Raw genomic sequence first — 14,145 nt, 5'->3', positions numbered from 1 at the left:
GCTTCGACTGGAGACCGCTTCGCACGTTCGCGATCAGCGGCCCGTGTCACTGATAGGCTTGCTGCAGATCGACCGTGCAATCCCGGCCGATCCGCTCGTAGTTCTCGGCGAGCCAGGTCTGCGCGGCGCCGCGGCCCTTGTCGCGCAGGCGCTTGAACACGGTCCAGCGGGCATCGAGCTTGGAGGCGGCGTTGTAGTCCTCCAGCGCGTCGGTCCCGTCGATCCGGTGCACCAGGACCCGGCGGTACTCGCCCTGACCGAGGACGCCCTCCTCGATCAGCCCGTCGAGGAAGTCGATCGCCCGCAATTCCCGCATCAGGTTGGCGTTGAAGGTGATCTCGTTGAGACGGTCGCGGATCTCGTTCTCCGTGCGGGGCGTCTCGCGCCGCTCCACGGGGTTGATCTGCACCAGCACGATGTCGCGGGTCTGGGCGCCGCGGTGAAGCGGGTAGAGGGGCGGGTTGCCGAGATAGCCGCCGTCCCAATAGGGCACGCCGTCGATCTCGACCGCCTGGAAGACGGTGGGCAGGCAGGCCGAGGCCATCAGGTGGTCGACGGTCAGTCGCTCGCGCTCGAACACCGCGAGCTTGCCGGTCCAGACATTGGTGGCCGAGACGAACAGGCCCGCCGTGTCGGCCTCGCGCAGGCGGTCGAAATCGACCTGCTCGGCCAGCGCCTTGCGCAGCGGGTTGATGTTGAGCGGGTTCGACACGTAGGGGCTCGGCGCCAGCATCTTGGCCCAGAACTCGGCCACCGGGTTGCCCTTCCACAGGCTGAACAGGCCGCTGACGAGGTTGCGCTGGGCCGGCCCGAGATCGCCGTCGAGGCTGACCTCGCGCCAAAAGCGCTCCAGCCCCTCGCGGGCCCCGTCCGGTCCGCCCTTCAGCCAGCCGTCCACGAGGACGACGGCGTTCATCGCGCCGGCGCTCGCCCCCGTCACCGCCTCGAAACCGAGCCGCCCGTCCTCGATCAGAGCGTCGAGGACGCCCCAGGTGAAGGCGCCGTGCGCGCCGCCGCCCTGTAGCGCCAGGGCGACCGGCTTCTCGGCGCCGGGACCAGCCAGCATGTGACCCGGCGCGTGGGCGGGGGGCGCCTCGATTGCGTCCGAAACGGGCGCCTCCGGTACCGCGGTGGCGGGATTGTGCGGCTCGGCGCCGCCGGACTGCTCGCTCATATGGGCCTCCTGATCAGCCCGCTAAGATGGGATGCTGCAATGCAGCATCAACCGGACGCCAGGGATGCACCCGGCGGATCGCGCTCCACCCTGCTCGAGCGAATCAGCAACAGAGGGGGATGAAAACTCTGTCTCGCGGTCGGCAGACGCCTGCGGGACGTGCAGCGAACTCGACATCCGCGCGCGGATACGACATGACAGCCGCGATGCTGTCATGCGCGATGCTGCCCCGCGCGGCGCCGCCTTGACGCGGCGCCGGGTCATCCGCAGCTAACCCGCGGCAGCCCCGAAGTTCCGGCGAGGCGTGTCCCCGGGACCGGCCCGGCAGCCGTCCCGGCTCCGGCACCCCGCGAGGCGCGCACGCGAAGGTCCACGATGGAAGTCATGGAAGCCACCAACCCCTCCGAAATCCCCGCCGAGAACCCGCTGGCCGGCGGCGGCCCGGAGATCGCCGGCCCCGCCCCGCGGCACCGCACGGTCGGCGTCACGGTCGGCGAGGGTGAGGGCGCGGTCACGGTGGGCGGCGGTGCCCCGATCGTCGTCCAGTCGATGACCAACACCGACACGGCCGACATCGACGCCACGGTGGCGCAGGTCGCCCAGCTCGCCCGGGTCGGCTCGGAGCTGGTGCGCATCACGGTCGACCGGGACGAGGCGGCGGCCGCGGTGCCGAAGATCCGCGAGCGCCTCGACCGGATCGGCGTCCACGTGCCGCTGGTGGGCGACTTCCACTACATCGGCCACAAGCTGCTCGCCGACCATCCGGCCTGCGCCGAGGCGCTGGCCAAGTACCGGATCAATCCCGGCAACGTCGGCTTCAAGGCCAAGAAGGACACGCAGTTCTCGGCGATCATCGAGCAGGCGATCAAGCACAACAAGACCGTGCGGATCGGCGCCAACTGGGGCTCGCTCGACGGCGAGCTGCTCACCCACCTGATGGACGAGAACGCCAAGTCGCCGCGGCCGATCGATGCCCGTGCGGTGATGCGCGAGGCGATGGTCCGCTCGGCGATCAGCTCGGCCGACCGCGCCGTGGCGCTGGGCCTGCCGCAGAACAAGATCATCCTCTCGGCCAAGGTCTCGGCGGTGCAGGATCTCATCGCGGTCTACCGCGAGGTGGCGCGCCGCTCGGACTACGCGATCCATCTCGGCCTCACCGAGGCCGGCATGGGCTCGAAGGGCCTGGTCGCCGCCTCGGCCGCCATCGGCGTGCTGCTCCAGGAGGGGATCGGCGACACGATCCGCTACTCGCTGACCCCCGAGCCCGGCGGCGACCGGACCGTCGAGGTCAAGGCCAGCCAGGAACTCCTGCAGACCATGGGGTTCCGCACCTTCGTGCCGATGGTGGCGGCCTGCCCGGGCTGCGGCCGCACGACCTCGACCACGTTCCAGGAGCTGGCCCGCGACATCCAGAACTGGATCGTCACCTCGATGCCGGAGTGGAAGAAGACCTATCCGGGCGTCGAGGGGCTGAACGTCGCCGTGATGGGCTGCATCGTGAACGGCCCGGGCGAATCGAAGCATGCCGATATCGGCATCTCCCTGCCCGGCACCGGCGAGACGCCGACCGCGCCGGTCTTCATCGACGGCAAGAAGGCGATGACGCTCCGCGGCCCGACGCTGGCCAAGGACTTCGAGACGATCGTCATCGACTACATCGAGCGCCGATTCGGCCAGGGCGGGACGCGCACCGCGGCGGAGTGACGACGGGCGCATCGCGCCCGCGTCCCTCAGCCTCGCCGCGCCGAGACCCAGCTCCGCGCCCTTCGCAATGCAACACGGTTTCCGGCCGCACGCGGCCGTGGTAGCAACGCGCCACGATCCCGTGAGCGGTCGGCCCGGTGGCCGGCCCGCGCGGTTCGGCGGAGTCTTCGCGTTTTCTGCCCGGCCCCGACTGGCCCCTGAGCCGAACCGCGAAGCGCCGGCCACGCCCGAGCTTCCGACATTCCCATGAGCCAAATCTTCGCACCCGGCGTCGCAGCCCAGCCCGCGTCCGACGCCCGCGACTCGGCCCCAACCAGTGACGCGGACGGTCAGGGCCCGTTGCAGGGGCCGGCCACCTCCGGCACCCTCGACGCCCCCGAGAAGGCCGAGACCCAGCACGGCCATGCCGGGTTCTGGACGCTGCTGGTCGGCTCGGTCGGCGTCGTCTACGGCGACATCGGCACGAGCCCGCTCTACGCATTCCGCGAGGCCCTGGGCCCGGCCCGGACGGACGGGATCCTGCTGCCCGAGGAGGTGATCGGCACCGTCTCGCTGATCCTCTGGGCGCTGTTCATGATCGTGACGGTGAAGTACGTCGCGATCCTGCTGCGCATGGACAACAACGGCGAGGGCGGCATCCTCTCGCTGATGGCGCTCGCCCGGAAGGCGCTCGGCGGCTCGCGCATCGTGTTCATGCTGGGGCTGCTCGGCGCCTCGCTGTTCTACGGCGACGCGGTGATCACCCCGGCGATCTCGGTGCTCTCGGCGGTGGAGGGCCTGAAGCTCGTCACGCCCGCCCTCGACGATTACGTCCTGCCGATCACCGTCGTGATCATCGTCGCCCTGTTTCTCGTGCAGAACCGCGGAACCGGCAAGGTCGCGGCCTTCTTCGGGCCGATGACGATCGTGTGGTTCCTCGCCATGGCGCTGGCGGCGCTGCCGCACATCGCCCTGCACCCGGAGGTGTTCCGGGCGATCAATCCCGTGCACGCGGTGGTCTACCTGCTCGGCCACGGCACCGGCGCGCTGGTGGCGCTGGGTGCCGTGTTCCTGGCTGTGACCGGGGCCGAGGCGCTGTTCGCCGATCTCGGCCATTTCGGCCGCAAGCCGATCCAGGTGGCCTGGATCGGCCTCGTCTTCCCGGCGCTCGCCCTCAACTACCTCGGCCAGGCCGCCCTGGTGCTGGAGAAGCCCGACACCGCCGATCCGTTCTTCCAGCTCGTGCCGGCCTGGGGCCTGCTGCCGATGGTGCTGCTCGCCACGCTGGCCACTGTGGTGGCGAGCCAGGCGGTGATCACCGGCGCCTTCTCGCTGTCCCGGCAGGCGATCCAGCTCGGCCTGCTGCCGCGGCTGGAGATCCGTCACACCTCCGAGTCGCATGCCGGCCAGATCTACCTGCCGCAGATCAACTCGCTGCTGATGATCGGTGTCGTCCTGCTGGCCGTGCTGTTCAAGACCTCGTCGTCGCTCGCCTCCGCCTACGGCATCGCGGTGACCGGCACGATGCTGCTCACCGCCTCGCTGACCTTCCTGGTGATGTGGCGCATGTGGAAATGGTCGCCGGTGGCGGCCGCGGCCGTGATGCTGCCCTTCATCGTGCTGGAGTTCCTGTTCCTGCTCTCCAACCTGATCAAGGTGGTGGAAGGTGGCTACGTGCCGCTGCTGCTCGCGGGGGGCCTGATCATCCTGATGTGGACCTGGGTGCGCGGGGTCACGATCCTGTTCAACAAGACCCGCAAGACCGACGTGCCGCTGGTCGAACTGGTCGGCATGCTGGAGAAGAGCCCGCCCCACCACGTGCGCGGCACCGCGGTGTTCCTGACGAGCGACCCCGAGATCGCCCCGGCGGCGCTGCTGCACAACCTCAAGCACAACAAGGTGCTGCACGAGAAGAACGTGATCCTCACCGTCGAGACGGTGGACACGCCGCGCTCCAACGAGGCCGACAAGGTGCGGATCGAGCCGGTGGGCCCGCACTTCTACAAGGTCGTGATGAAGTTCGGCTACATGGAGACGCCGAATATCCCGAAGACCCTGGTGCTGCTGCGCCGCCAGGGCTTCAAGTTCGACATCATGGCGACGTCGTTCTTCCTGTCGCGCCGCTCGATCCGGCCGGCGGCGCATTCGGGCATGCCGCTCTGGCAGGACCGGATCTTCATCACGCTGGCCAAGAACGCCAACGACGCGACGGACTTCTTCCAGATCCCGACCGGGCGGGTGGTGGAGGTCGGGACGCAGGTGACGGTGTGAGGATCGCGCCGCCATGGTCATCGGCACGCGCATCTTGACCATCCGGAGTCCGGACGCGGATATTTCCGTTCCGGTCCGGCTCTGCGCGCCGGAATATGACGACGGCCACTGGATCTGCCGCTACACGATCGGTTGGCCCGGAGAGCCGCGGGACAGCTTCGGAGCCGGCGTCGATGCACTGCAGGCGCTCCATCTGACGATGCAGAAAATCGGCATCGACCTCTACGTCTGCGACGCCCACAAGGCCGGCACTCAGATGTGGGACAAGCCAGGCGATGGATACGGCTTTCCGATCCCGAAGAACGGCCGCGATCTACTGATCGGCATGGACAAGATCTTCGAGGGGTGAGGCAGGTGACGGCAACGTGCCAGCCGCTGGTGTAGATCGACGCGCGGGACTATCTACATCGGGCAACGAAGGCGAATCCCCATGGCGATCAACGTCAACAATCCCGAAGCCGACGCGCTGACGCGCCGGTTCGCCGCCATGGCGGGCGTCGGCATCAGCGAGGCGATCGTCATCGCCATGCGGGAGGCGATCGAGCGCAGGCACCGGGCGGAGACGCCGCGGGAGACCGCGGCCCGGTTGCGCGCACAGCATGGGATCACGCTGGGCGACACCGCCCGGGAGCCTCTGCCGCGGGAGATCTACGACGCAATGTGGGAAAGCCGCTGATGTTCGTGGATGCCTCCGCGATCGTCGCCCTGCTGGCGGACGAGCCGGAGGCCGACCGGATCTCCGCAGCGCTCGCTTCGGCCAGTCAGTGTCGAACCTCACCTGTTGCGGTTCTCGAAACTGTGCTGGCGCTCGCGCGGCCCGACAAGTTCGACATGACAGTCGAAGCAGTCGAACCAATCGTCCTCGAATTTCTCGATGCCAGGGGCATCGAGATCTGCGATCTCCCGCCGGCCAGCGAGACGACGGCGCTCGCCCTTTCGGCCGCGCATCGATACCGGGCCGGCCGCCACGGACTCAATCTCGGCGATTGCCTCCACTACGCGGCCGCGCGGTTCTTCTGCATGCCGATCCTCGCCACGGCCGACGAATTTCGCAGGACGGATCTGGAGACCGTCCCGTAAAGACATCAGTTCTCAAGAGCGGTCTTCGGCACAGCGGGCGGACAACGATAGTGCTCCGCCCGCCCTCAGTTTGGCGACCGCCGTCCCATGATCCGACTGTGTGCGCCACCGCACGCGCCATACCCGGAACGCAACCATGGCAGGATGACTATCCGGATCCCTGCGTTGCACTCGGCCCAAGGCCTGCTTTAGAATATTTATTATTCTGAGCTTGAGCGTTTGCCCGGCGATCTCCTCCGCATCGGCACGCGTGAGCCGGCAATGCCGGCCTTGGCCTCAGGCCTGGCTCGAACCCGACTGAACGCCGCTCCGGCGCTGCCAGACAGGACGCATCGATGATCAAACTCACCGTGAACGGGGCTGCGCGCAGCTTCGACGGCGACCCCGACATGCCGCTGCTGTGGTACCTGCGGGACGAGCTCGGGCTCACCGGCACCAAGTTCGGCTGCGGCGTCTCACTCTGCGGGGCCTGCACCATCCACCTCGGCGGCGCGGCGACCCGCGCCTGCATCACGCCGGTCTCGGCGGCCGCCGGCCAGGAGGTCGTGACCATCGAGGGGCTGTCGCCGGACGGCAACCACCCCGTGCAGGTGGCGTGGCGCGACCAGAACGTCGCCCAGTGCGGCTTCTGCCAGTGCGGCCAGATCATGCAGGCCGCCGCGCTCCTGAAGGACACGCCCAAGCCCACCGATCAGGACATCGACGACACGATGAGCGGCAACATCTGCCGCTGCGGCACCTATCCGCGCATCCGCACCGCGATCCATCAGGCCGCCGGACAGGCGGCACCCGCCAGCAAGGGAGAGCGCCTGTGATCCACGACGCGAAGATGATGGCGGACATGGCCACGGCCAAGCCGGCCCTCGAGAACGTCAGCCGCCGCGGCATCCTCGGGGGCGCCGGCGCCCTGGTGCTGGCTCTCTCCCTGCGTCCGGCCCGGGCCGACGAGACCCAGACCGAGGAGCAGAAGCAGCAGAAGTTCGGTGCCGACGGCATGCCGCATGGCTGGCGCGACGATCCGAAGGTCTTCGTCGCCATCGCGCCGGACGGCACCGTCACGGTGACGAACCACCGCTCCGACATGGGCCAGGGCATCCGCACCTCGGTGGCTTTCACGGTCGCCGACGAGCTGGAGGCCGACTGGTCGAAGGTGAAGGTGGTCCAGGCCTGGGGCGACGAGAACCGCTTCGGCAACCAGGACACGGACGGCTCGCGCTCGACCCGCCACTTCTTCCAGCATTTCCGCCACGCCGGCGCGGCCGCGCGTCTGATGCTGATCCAGGCGGCGGCCAAGCAGTGGGGCGTGCCGGCCTCCGAGGTGACGGCCGTCAACCACACGCTGACCCACGCCAAGTCGGGCCGCACCCTCGGCTACGGCGCGGTTGCCAAGGCCGCCGCCGAGCTGCCGGTCCCGACCGACGTCAAGCTGAAGGACCCGAAGGACTTCCGCTACATCGGCACCGGCAAGGTCGGGCTGATCGACAATGTCGACATCACCACCGGCAAGGCGATCTACGGCCTCGACACCAAGCTCGACGGGATGCTGTACGCTGTCGTCGCGCGCCCGGCCGTCTACGGCGGCACGGTGAAGTCCTACGACGACAGCGAGGCCAAGAAGGTCCCGGGCGTCGTCAAGATCTTCAAGATCGACGGCGGCGAGATCCCGTCCGAGTTCATGCCGCTCGGCGGCGTGGCGGTGGTCGCCAAGAACACGTGGTCGGCCATGAAGGCGCGGGACGCCCTCAAGATCACCTGGGATGACGGCCCGAACGCCGGCTACGACACCGACGCGTTCCGCAAGGAGCTGGAGGCCGCCGCCCGCAAGCCCGGCAAGGTCGTGCGCACGCAGGGCGACGTCGACGGCGCCATGGCCAAGGCCAAGACCAAGGTGCAGGCTGAGTACTTCGTGCCCCACCTCGCCCAGGCGCCGATGGAGCCCCCGGCGGCGGTGGCCCGCGTGAAGGACGGGTTCTGCGAGGCCTGGGCCTGCGTCCAGGGTCCGCAGGCGGCCAACGACCGCCTGATGAAGGCGCTCAAGCTGCCCGACGACAAGGTCAAGGTGAACGTCACGCTGCTCGGCGGCGGGTTCGGCCGTAAGTCGAAGCCCGACTACGTGGTCGAGGCGGCGCTCTGCTCGCAGGCCGTCGGCGGCGCGCCGGTGAAGCTCGCCTGGACCCGCGAGGACGACATCCACCACGGCTTCTACCACACGATCTCGGTGGAGCACCTGGAGGCCGGCCTCGACGACAAGGGCATGCCGATGGCGTGGCTGCATCGCTCGGTGGCGCCGACGATCGGCTCGATCTTCGCGCCCGATCCGAAGCACGAGCTGCCGTTCGAGCTCGGGATGGGGCTGGTCAACACGCCGCTCGACATCCCCAACATGCGGCTGGAGAACCCCGAGGCCGCCGCCCATGCCCGCATCGGCTGGTTCCGCTCGGTGTCGAACATCCCGCACGCCTTCGCGATCCAGTCCTTCGTGTCGGAGCTGGCGCACGCCGCCGGCCGCGAGCCGAAGGAGTACCTGCTCGCGCTCATCGGACCGGATCGCAAGATCAGCCCGACCGAGATCGGCGACGTCTGGAACTACGGCGAGGATCCGAACCGCTACCCGATCGAGACGGGCCGCCTGCGCGGCGTGATCGAGGCGGCCGCCAAGGGCGCGGGCTGGGGGCGGCAGATGCCGAAGGGCACCGGCCTCGGCATCGCAGGCCACTACAGCTTCGTCACCTACACGGCGGTGGCGGCCGAGGTGGAGGTCGACAACAAGGGCCAGGTCCAGGTGAAGGCGATCGACATCGCGGTCGATTGTGGTCCGCAGGTGAACCCGGAGCGCATCCGCTCGCAGATGGAGGGCGCCGTGGTCATGGGGATGGGGCTCGCCCTCACCTCCGAGATCACCTTCAAGCAGGGCCGGACGGTGCAGAACAACTTCGACGGCTACGAGGTGCTCCGGATCGACGCCGCCCCGAAGGCGGTCCGCGTGCACCTCGTGCCGAGCGGCAGTTGGGACGGACCGCTCGGCGGCGTCGGCGAGCCCGGCGTGCCGCCGGTGGCGCCGGCCATCGCCAACGCGATCTTCGCGGCCACCGGCCGGCGAGTGCGGCAATTGCCGATCCGCGATCAGCTGAGCGCCTGAACCGTCACCAGCCGCAAGGCGTTGGGGCCGTGGGGGAACCCGCGGCCCCATTCTTTTGGAAAGTACCCGACCCGATGATGCGTCCCGCCCTGACGGCCTGCCTGACCCTGATGCTGACGGTCCCCGCCCTCGCCTCGCCGTGCGGCGATCGGATCGACGGCGTGTCGAAGCGGGTCCAGTCCGAGCTGACCCAGTCGATCTCCGCCTCGACCAGCGGCCAGGGCAACGCCGCCAAGCGCGGTGGCGAGGGGGTCACGGGCACGGAAGGCCAGCGGGCGAACGAGTCGCCGCAGGCACCCCCGGAGAAGTCGGCCCAGGCCGGCCAGGGCGCGGACGCCGCCCAGCAGGCCAAGGTCGCCCTGGAGGAGGCCCGCACGGCGGATTCGAAGGGCGACGCGAAGGGCTGCGAGGCGGCGCTCACCCGCGCCGAGCAGCAGCTGAAGAAGGCGCCGTAAGAGGCTGATCCGGCTTTCTGCTCTGCTCGCGCCGTCTTTGCGAGCAGAGCGAAGCAAACCAGGGCAACGCTAGCTCTTCGAGGTCGCGCTGCCCTGGGTCACGTCGCTTCGCTCGTGAGGACGGAAGGAGCGACACCCGCCGAAGACACCATCTGGTCTGAGCGGCTCTCGAGGATCGCGCCAGGTCCCGGACGTCAGGAAGGCGGCGGAGGGCTGGGTCAGCGGCGCATCGCCACCTCACAGAAGCATCTCAAATCTTGTTGTGCCGAATCCCGGGCCGAGCTCCACCGAAGCTCCATGCACCTCGGAAAAGGCAGCCTACCGCCCCAGCGCGCTGATCTCGATCACGAATTTCCGCCGCAACGCCTGGGAGAAGTCACCGTAGCCTGCCGCCGCGAGCAGGAACGCCCCAGGCCCCCCGATCACGTGCGCGCGATACCATTGCTCCAGGCTCGTGCGCTCCTGCGGCAGCGGGGTCGGGAGCAGGCCGTAGCCCGGCGCCCGGTAGGCGCCGGCCCCGACCACGTCGTTCTCGCCGGACACCAGGATCGGCAGGCCGTTGACGGTCGCGCCGGTGGCCAGCAGCGCCGTATGCGCCTCCGCGAGGCTGTCGGCGTCGGTGCAGTTGTCGATCCCGTCACCCGAGACGTCGACCACGACGCGGTCCGCCGGCATCGGCAGCGCCGGCAGCACGGCGGCGGTGACCGTCCGGAACATCTGGCCGAGGCAGGTGAACTCGCCGGCCTGGCGGGGCGTGGCCCGCACCAGGGCGGCGGTGGCGGCGGCGTCGGCACGGCTGGCGATCCGCCGCCATCCGACCGCGAGGTTCGCCCGGTCCGCCCAGGTGACCATGGCGAACAGGATCCCGCCCGGATTGCCGGTGATCGCGCCGACCACGGAGGGATCTTCCAGGGCCTCGGCGATGCCCTCCATCTGCAGGCGGAAGCGCGTGTCGTCGACGGATTGCGACACGTCCACCGAGACGACGAGGGCTGTGGCGACGCTCTCGGGCGCGGCAGCGGCGGGGGCGAGGCCAAAGAGCAGGATGCCGACGACACGCATCACGCCGCGCCGGAATCCCCCCGAGCCCGTCCGCATCGTCGGCATCCGTGTTCCCGGACCTCGCGCGGCCGGAGGACCGTCGCGGGCCCGTTAGGGCACGTTTCTCGGCCGGATCAAACCGGCCTTTCGGGGGGAGTCCCGGCCGCGGCGACCGCGGCGGGGATGATGAAGACCCGGGGGTCGCGCCCGGGTCCGGCGAGGGATCCGCCTCCGGCGGCACTGATGCTCATCTCGGAACGGATTGCCTCGGTTTCGTCCCGCGCCTCCGGCGGGACGCGCGGAGCGGCGCGCTCAGGCGGCGGTGGCCGCCAGCGCGTGGCGATGGCCGTTCAGGCCTGCGCAGAGATCGTCGATCTCGGTGAGGTCCAGGGCATCGCCGGTCTGGCCGGCGATCGTATCGATCAGATGGTCCTGGCGCGGGTCGAAGGGGTGACCCTGCATCCGGTAGAACTGGTAATAGCGCAGCGCCGCCAGGACGGTGTCGCGCTCGCGGTCGGTTACGGTGAAGTGCTGCATGGGTCGTGGCTTCCCCTTGTGGCTTCAACGAACGCCCGGGCGGGCCGCGACGCCGAACCCGAGCTTGACTGTTGTAACCGGTGGGCAACGGCCCGGCCAGTTCTTGACAGGTCGCGCGGATGTGATTCGCAGCAATTGAGACTTTGGTCCTGGCAGGGGATTCCCGGCGACGAGTCAGAAAAGCCAGGCCGGCTGGTGCGTTACGGCCGATCCGATCCTCACAGCCCCAGATCCGCCAAGTAGCGCGGCAAGGCTTCGCTCGCGGGACCGTAATGCGCCGCGTCGAAAGCATCGGCGTTGTCGGACGGTTCGAGGTTGATCTCGCAAGTCGGTATGCCGAGGCTGCGGGCCTGCCGCACGTAGCCGGCGGCCGGGTAGACCGCCCCCGAGGTGCCCACCGCCACGAACAGGTCGGCCTCCGCCAGCGCCGCCTCGATCGCGTCGAGGTGCATCGGCATCTCGCCGAACCACACCACGTCCGGCCGCATCCGGGCGGGGGTGCCGCAGGCGGGGCACGCATCCGCCCGTCCGAGGTCGGCGCGCCACGGTATGACGGCCCCGCAGGCGCAGCAGCGGGCCTTGAGCAGCTCACCGTGCATGTGGGTGACCGACCGGGAGCCGGCCCGCTCGTGCAGGTCGTCGACGTTCTGCGTGCACAGGAACAGCCGGCCGCCCCTGTCGGCGAGCCGCGCCTCGGCCCGCGCCAGCGCGCCGTGCGCGGCGTTGGGAACGGCCGCGATCAAGCCCCGGCGGCGATGATCGTAGAAGTCGAGCACCGTGTCGGGGTCGGCCGCGTAGGCCTCGGGGGTGGCGAGCTTCATCGGGTCGAACCGCGCCCAGATCCCGCCGCGGTCCCGGAACGTGCCGAGCCCGCTCTCGGCCGAGACGCCGGCTCCGGTGAGCACGAAGATCGTCCTGGGTGAATCCGCCACGCGCCGCTCCTGCTCGGTCAAGGTTGGCCGGATATGTCCGGTGGTTGGCGGAGCGGTTTCTTTCGCGCTCGACCGGTCCGGTCGATTGTGCGGCTGCCTTCACCGAGCGGGAAGCACGAAATGTCCGATGTTGCGCTGCTGGTCATCGATGTCCAGGAATCCTTCCGGCACAGGCCCTTCTGGGACGACGCCGATGTCCCGCGCTTCACCGAGCGGCTGCAGGGGCTCATCGACGGCGCCGCCGCGCGCCGGATCCCGGTCCTGCAGGTGTTCCACGTGACCGACACCGGACCGTTCGCCCACGCCTCCGGCCATGTCCGCACCCTGGAGCCGGTCGCGATCGCGCCGACCGCCACCTTCCACAAGCACCGCCACAGCGCCCTGGTCGATACCGGACTGGCGAGCTGGCTGACGCAGCACGGCATCCGCCGGCTGATCGTCTCCGGGATCCGGACCGAGCAGTGCTGCGAGACGACGGCGCGCCACGCCTCCGACAGCGGCTGGCAGGTGGATTATGTCACGGAGGCGACCCTGACCTTCGCCATGACCCATCCCGACGGCCGCCGCTTCGGCGCCGACGACATCAAGGCCCGGACCGAGCTGGTGCTCGCCGACCGCTTCGCCCGCATCGCCACGGTGGCGCAGGCGCTGGCCGGCCGGGACCTTCCAGCCGCCGCATGAGCGGACCCGAGCGCCGCATCCCGGTTCTGGTGGTGCTGCCGCCCCGCGCGCTGCTGCTCGACCTGGCCGGTCCGGTGGAGGTGCTGCGGATCGCCGGGGCGGTGCAGGACCGGGTCGCCTTCGACCTGCGCTACGCGGCGCCACAGGGATCGACGCGCAGCTCGGTCGGGCTGGATCTCGGCGGCGCCGGTCCGCTGCCGCCGGAGATCGCTCCCGGGACGGTTGTGCTCCTGCCGGGTTCGACCGAGCAGCCGCTCGGCCCGGATCGGGACCGGGAGGCCGAGGCCGCCGCGGAGGCGCAAATCGTGGCGTGGCTGCGCGCGGCGATCCGTCCGGGCCACATCGTCGTGACCGTCTGCGAGGGCGCGCTGCTGGCCGCGCGGGCCGGGCTGCTCGACGGCTACGCCTGCACCACGCATCACGGAAGCTGCGCGCGCCTCGCCGCAACGGCACCGCGGGCCGCGGTCCTGGAGAACCGGCTGTTCGTGCAGGACCGGGACCGGTTCAGCAGCGCCGGGGTCACCGCCGGTATCGACCTGATGCTGCATCTCGTGGGGGACTGGGCCGGCCCGGGGGCGGCCGTCGCGGTGGCCCGCACCCTGGTCGTGTACATGCGCCGGGGTCCGGACGACCCCCAGCTCTCGCCCTGGCTGGAAGGCCGCAGCCACCTGCACCCGGCGGTGCACCGGGCGCAGGATGCCATCGCGGCCGATCCGGCCCGGGACTGGTCGCCCGCAACGCTCGGCCGGATCGTGGGGGCGAGCCCGCGCAACCTCGCGCGCCTGTTCAGGCTGCACGCGGGCATGACGCTGACCGATGCCGTCAACCGGTCCCGGATCGCGCTGGCCCGGGACCTGATCGCCCAGTCGGACCTCGGCCTGGAGCAGGTCGCCGCGCGTGCCGGCTTCGGTTCGGCCCGGCACATGCGCCGCGTGTGGGGCCGCATCCACGCGGCGGCGCCGTCCAGCCTCAGGGCCAGGGGCGCGGACGGACAGGGCCTGGACAAGGCTGGACAAGGGCTGGACAAGGGCTGGACAAGGGCTGGACAAGGGCTGGACAAGGGCTGGACAAGGGCGGGCTCCGCGTTCCCGCGCCCGGGCGCCGCGCAAGCCGCGCCCCGTAGGAAATCCTGCCGCTGAAACCCCGCGACTC

14 protein-coding genes are annotated in these 14,145 nt (G+C 70.0%); 10 read left to right on the top strand and 4 right to left on the bottom strand.

Features of this window, described 5'->3' with window-relative positions:
• Positions 1 to 46: 46 nt before the first annotated feature.
• Positions 47 to 1,174, bottom strand: coding sequence for a patatin-like phospholipase family protein (locus tag MMSR116_RS09880; RefSeq protein WP_010684973.1), 1,128 nt, complete (start codon positions 1,172 to 1,174; stop codon positions 47 to 49).
• A 375-nt stretch (positions 1,175 to 1,549) separates the two neighbouring features.
• On the opposite strand from MMSR116_RS09880, the gene ispG reads away from it, so the two are divergent.
• The 8 genes from ispG to MMSR116_RS09840 all read left to right on the top strand — a co-directional run bounded on the left by ispG (position 1,550) and on the right by MMSR116_RS09840 (position 9,802).
• Entirely contained in the window at positions 1,550 to 2,878 is a 1,329-nt protein-coding gene (gene ispG / locus MMSR116_RS09875; protein ID WP_010684972.1) for a flavodoxin-dependent (E)-4-hydroxy-3-methylbut-2-enyl-diphosphate synthase, read from the top strand.
• A gap of 246 nt (positions 2,879 to 3,124) precedes the next feature.
• Positions 3,125 to 5,128 carry a potassium transporter Kup gene (locus MMSR116_RS09870; RefSeq protein ID WP_010684971.1) on the top strand — a complete coding sequence of 668 codons (2,004 nt, stop codon included), beginning with the start codon at positions 3,125 to 3,127 and terminating at the stop codon, positions 5,126 to 5,128.
• A gap of 13 nt (positions 5,129 to 5,141) precedes the next feature.
• A complete protein-coding gene (locus MMSR116_RS09865) occupies positions 5,142 to 5,477 on the top strand; it encodes a DUF6968 family protein (protein ID WP_010684970.1) in 336 nt (111 codons plus the stop codon).
• A gap of 81 nt (positions 5,478 to 5,558) precedes the next feature.
• Positions 5,559 to 5,804 (top strand): type II toxin-antitoxin system VapB family antitoxin, encoded by a 246-nt coding sequence (locus MMSR116_RS09860; RefSeq protein ID WP_010684969.1) that lies wholly within the window; start codon positions 5,559 to 5,561, stop codon positions 5,802 to 5,804.
• Entirely contained in the window at positions 5,804 to 6,208 is a 405-nt protein-coding gene (locus tag MMSR116_RS09855) for a type II toxin-antitoxin system VapC family toxin (protein WP_010684968.1), read from the top strand. The genes MMSR116_RS09860 and MMSR116_RS09855 overlap by 1 nt, the downstream gene beginning before the upstream one ends.
• Before the next feature lie 335 nt (positions 6,209 to 6,543).
• Positions 6,544 to 7,023, top strand: coding sequence for a (2Fe-2S)-binding protein (locus MMSR116_RS09850; protein WP_010684967.1), 480 nt, complete (start codon positions 6,544 to 6,546; stop codon positions 7,021 to 7,023).
• A complete protein-coding gene (locus MMSR116_RS09845; protein ID WP_010684966.1) occupies positions 7,020 to 9,347 on the top strand; it encodes a xanthine dehydrogenase family protein molybdopterin-binding subunit in 2,328 nt (775 codons plus the stop codon). Before MMSR116_RS09850 ends, MMSR116_RS09845 begins: the two co-directional genes overlap by 4 nt.
• A 74-nt stretch (positions 9,348 to 9,421) precedes the next feature.
• Positions 9,422 to 9,802: a hypothetical protein gene (locus MMSR116_RS09840; protein ID WP_010684965.1), complete on the top strand. Its 381-nt coding sequence runs from the start codon at positions 9,422 to 9,424 to the stop codon at positions 9,800 to 9,802.
• Between the two features lie 318 nt (positions 9,803 to 10,120).
• Here MMSR116_RS09840 and MMSR116_RS09835 read toward each other — a convergent pair whose 3' ends face one another.
• From MMSR116_RS09835 to MMSR116_RS09825, 3 genes are all read right to left on the bottom strand, one after another.
• Complete coding sequence (locus MMSR116_RS09835; RefSeq protein WP_010684964.1) at positions 10,121 to 10,900, bottom strand: DUF1194 domain-containing protein; 780 nt, start codon at positions 10,898 to 10,900, stop codon at positions 10,121 to 10,123.
• A 255-nt stretch (positions 10,901 to 11,155) separates the two neighbouring features.
• Positions 11,156 to 11,380, bottom strand: coding sequence for a hypothetical protein (locus MMSR116_RS09830; protein ID WP_010684963.1), 225 nt, complete (start codon positions 11,378 to 11,380; stop codon positions 11,156 to 11,158).
• Between the two features lie 218 nt (positions 11,381 to 11,598).
• Entirely contained in the window at positions 11,599 to 12,312 is a 714-nt protein-coding gene (locus tag MMSR116_RS09825) for an SIR2 family NAD-dependent protein deacylase (RefSeq protein ID WP_010684962.1), read from the bottom strand.
• A 120-nt stretch (positions 12,313 to 12,432) separates the two neighbouring features.
• Between MMSR116_RS09825 and MMSR116_RS09820 the strand changes: the two genes are divergently transcribed.
• Both MMSR116_RS09820 and MMSR116_RS09815 read left to right on the top strand, forming a co-directional pair.
• Positions 12,433 to 12,993 (top strand): isochorismatase family protein, encoded by a 561-nt coding sequence (locus tag MMSR116_RS09820; RefSeq protein WP_010684961.1) that lies wholly within the window; start codon positions 12,433 to 12,435, stop codon positions 12,991 to 12,993.
• Positions 12,990 to 14,132, top strand: a complete 1,143-nt coding sequence (locus tag MMSR116_RS09815; RefSeq protein WP_010684960.1) for a GlxA family transcriptional regulator — start codon at positions 12,990 to 12,992, stop codon at positions 14,130 to 14,132. Before MMSR116_RS09820 ends, MMSR116_RS09815 begins: the two co-directional genes overlap by 4 nt.
• The last annotated feature ends 13 nt before the right edge of the window (positions 14,133 to 14,145 follow it).

Source organism: Methylobacterium mesophilicum SR1.6/6, from assembly GCF_000364445.2.
GTDB lineage: Bacteria > Pseudomonadota > Alphaproteobacteria > Rhizobiales > Beijerinckiaceae > Methylobacterium > Methylobacterium mesophilicum_A.
The sequence above is the reverse complement of the archived record's forward strand: the minus strand, read 5'-3'. Positions and strand labels throughout refer to the sequence as shown.

Excerpts from the sequence above, each read along its gene's own strand:
- MMSR116_RS09880 (WP_010684973.1), bottom strand. The coding sequence starts at position 1,174 with ATGAGCGAGCAGTCCGGCGGCGCCGAGCCGCACAATCCCGCCACCGCG.
- ispG (WP_010684972.1), top strand. The coding sequence starts at position 1,550 with ATGGAAGTCATGGAAGCCACCAACCCCTCCGAAATCCCCGCCGAGAAC.
- MMSR116_RS09870 (WP_010684971.1), top strand. The coding sequence starts at position 3,125 with ATGAGCCAAATCTTCGCACCCGGCGTCGCAGCCCAGCCCGCGTCCGAC.
- MMSR116_RS09865 (WP_010684970.1), top strand. The coding sequence starts at position 5,142 with ATGGTCATCGGCACGCGCATCTTGACCATCCGGAGTCCGGACGCGGAT.
- MMSR116_RS09860 (WP_010684969.1), top strand. The coding sequence starts at position 5,559 with ATGGCGATCAACGTCAACAATCCCGAAGCCGACGCGCTGACGCGCCGG.
- MMSR116_RS09855 (WP_010684968.1), top strand. The coding sequence starts at position 5,804 with ATGTTCGTGGATGCCTCCGCGATCGTCGCCCTGCTGGCGGACGAGCCG.
- MMSR116_RS09850 (WP_010684967.1), top strand. The coding sequence starts at position 6,544 with ATGATCAAACTCACCGTGAACGGGGCTGCGCGCAGCTTCGACGGCGAC.
- MMSR116_RS09840 (WP_010684965.1), top strand. The coding sequence starts at position 9,422 with ATGATGCGTCCCGCCCTGACGGCCTGCCTGACCCTGATGCTGACGGTC.
- MMSR116_RS09835 (WP_010684964.1), bottom strand. The coding sequence starts at position 10,900 with ATGCGGACGGGCTCGGGGGGATTCCGGCGCGGCGTGATGCGTGTCGTC.
- MMSR116_RS09830 (WP_010684963.1), bottom strand. The coding sequence starts at position 11,380 with ATGCAGCACTTCACCGTAACCGACCGCGAGCGCGACACCGTCCTGGCG.
- MMSR116_RS09820 (WP_010684961.1), top strand. The coding sequence starts at position 12,433 with ATGTCCGATGTTGCGCTGCTGGTCATCGATGTCCAGGAATCCTTCCGG.
- MMSR116_RS09815 (WP_010684960.1), top strand. The coding sequence starts at position 12,990 with ATGAGCGGACCCGAGCGCCGCATCCCGGTTCTGGTGGTGCTGCCGCCC.